1 protein-coding gene is annotated in these 2,067 nt (G+C 67.4%); it reads right to left on the bottom strand.

Features of this window, described 5'->3' with window-relative positions; translation table 11 throughout:
- Positions 1-531: 531 nt before the first annotated feature.
- Positions 532-1,941: an amidase gene (locus tag NA11_RS00005; protein WP_069159594.1), complete on the bottom strand. Its 1,410-nt coding sequence runs from the start codon at positions 1,939-1,941 to the stop codon at positions 532-534.
- Positions 1,942-2,067: the final 126 nt, after the last annotated feature.

Consider the following 2,067-nt stretch of genomic DNA (forward strand, 5'->3'; position numbering starts at 1 on the left):
ACCGCACACCCTCGGGGCCGTGCCCCCGGATCCCGCAGAGCTTCCACACTGTTCACAAGAGGTAGAAGAGGTAGAGGCATTGTGGACCGTATGGAGGGTCTGTGGGTCGACAGAAGGGGTGCGGATCTGCTGTAGGGGTGCGGATTTCGGAGTTGAGGCGGCGCTGGCCGCGTTCGCTGGCCTCATCGACACCAGTGATCCCGGTATGCGGGATCGAGGAGGTTGGTTTCACGCCGAGTGGGAACTGACGGCGGGGGCTACTCGGGCGATGCCGCCACCAGTTCCCAGTGATCAGTCGACCAGCTCCGGTAAGGGTGCGGATTCCAGAGTTAGGGCCGCGCTAGCCGCGTTCGCCGGTTTCGGGGATCCCGGTATGTGGGATCACAGGAGGTGGTCGCGGGCCGAGGGGGCACTGGTGGCGGGGGGCTCTCGGGCGATGCCGCCGTCAGTGCCTCGTGATCAGTTGACCAACTGTAGACGGGACGCCGGGCTGCAGTTCGGCCTGGTGGTCGGGTGTTGAGGGGGTGGGTGCTAGTGGTTCAGGTGGGGGAAGGGGTGTTCGGCTTCGATGAGGTAGGCGAGTTCGAGGAGGGTGCGTTCGGTGCCTACGGTGCCGGCGAGTTGGACGCCGATGGGGAGGCCGGCGGGGGTCAGGCCTGCGGGGATGGAGATCGAGGGGGTGCCGGTGATGTTGTTGATGGGGGTGAAGGCCACGTAGGTGCGTAGGCGATCGAGGAGTTCGTCGAAGGGCACGGTGGGGCTGAGGTAGCCGAGTTCGGGTGTTTCGTGGCCGAGGGTGGGCAGGAGCGCGGCATCGTAAGGGGCGAAGGTGGTTTCGTAGGTGGCGGCCGCTGCGCGTAGTCGGTACAGCGTCTTCGGGGTGGAGAGGGCGCTGCGCAGGTAGTAGCGGCGTAGGCCGAGGGTGAGGTCGTCGAGTCTGCTGGTGTCGAAGGTGCGGTCGGCGAGTTTTCCGGTCGAGGCGACCATCGCGGCGAGCAGACCCCAATAGCGCAGGAACGCCACTTCCAGTGTGTCGTCGAACGGCATCGCGACCGGTTCGACCCGATGACCGTGGGCTGCCAGGGTGGTGGCGATCTGCTCGACGGCCGCTCGGATCGGTCCTTGCGGCACCGGGCCGCTGATGGACTCCAGGACGAGGGCGATGCGCATCGGCTTCGTCGGGGGACCTTCGACCAGCCCGATCGGCGGGAGCTTGGGATTGTGCCAATACTGTTCCACCGCGGCGGTATACGCGGCGGTGTCGCGCACCGTTCTGGTCAGCACACCCTCGCTGATGATGTTGACCGGCATGGCGCGCGTCAACGCCGTGTCGACGTGCCGTCCTCTGCTCGGTTTCAGCCCGACCAACCCGGTGCATGCGGCGGGAATACGAATCGAGCCGCCGCCGTCGTTGCCGTGGGCGATCGGCACCACGCCGGATGCGACGAGCGCGGCGGCACCGCCGGAGGACGCGCCCACCGAATGGCTTGTGTGCCATGGGTTCAGGGTCGGCCGGGCGAACGGCGGCTCGGTGGTCGCGTTGAAACCGAATTCGGGTAGCGAGCTTTTGCCGAGCACTGTCATTCCGGCGCTGAGGAATTGGCGGGAGTACGGGCCGTGCTCCTTCGCCGGCTTGGCCAGGAACGCCGCGGTCCCTTGGTTTGTCGGCATGCCCGCGATGTCGGCGTTGTCCTTCACGAACGTCGGGACACCGTAGAGCCGGCCGTCGCGCGCGGCGGGCAGCAGCGGCTTGTGGTAGCTCGGATAGGCGACCGCGGCCAACTCCTCGACGCGGTTCGCGCGTGCGACGGCCGCGTCGGCGAGCTCACGCGCACTGCGCTCCCCGCTGCGCACCAGGTCGGCCAGTGCGACCGCGTCGTGCTCGCCGAGCGCGTCATCGGCGAAGGAATGCAGGCGGGTGGGCAGAGCGTCAGCGGTCACATTTCGAATGTAGCCGTGTGCGGTGTGTCCGGACCGACTGTCTCCGACAGACCGGTCGGCGCATACGGTGGAACAGCAACCGCATTTGACGGCCCGGCCTGGCTCGATGCTCGGCGGGCGTTCGGT

The organism is Nocardia altamirensis NBRC 108246 (genome assembly GCF_001612685.1).
Taxonomy (GTDB): domain Bacteria; phylum Actinomycetota; class Actinomycetes; order Mycobacteriales; family Mycobacteriaceae; genus Nocardia; species Nocardia altamirensis.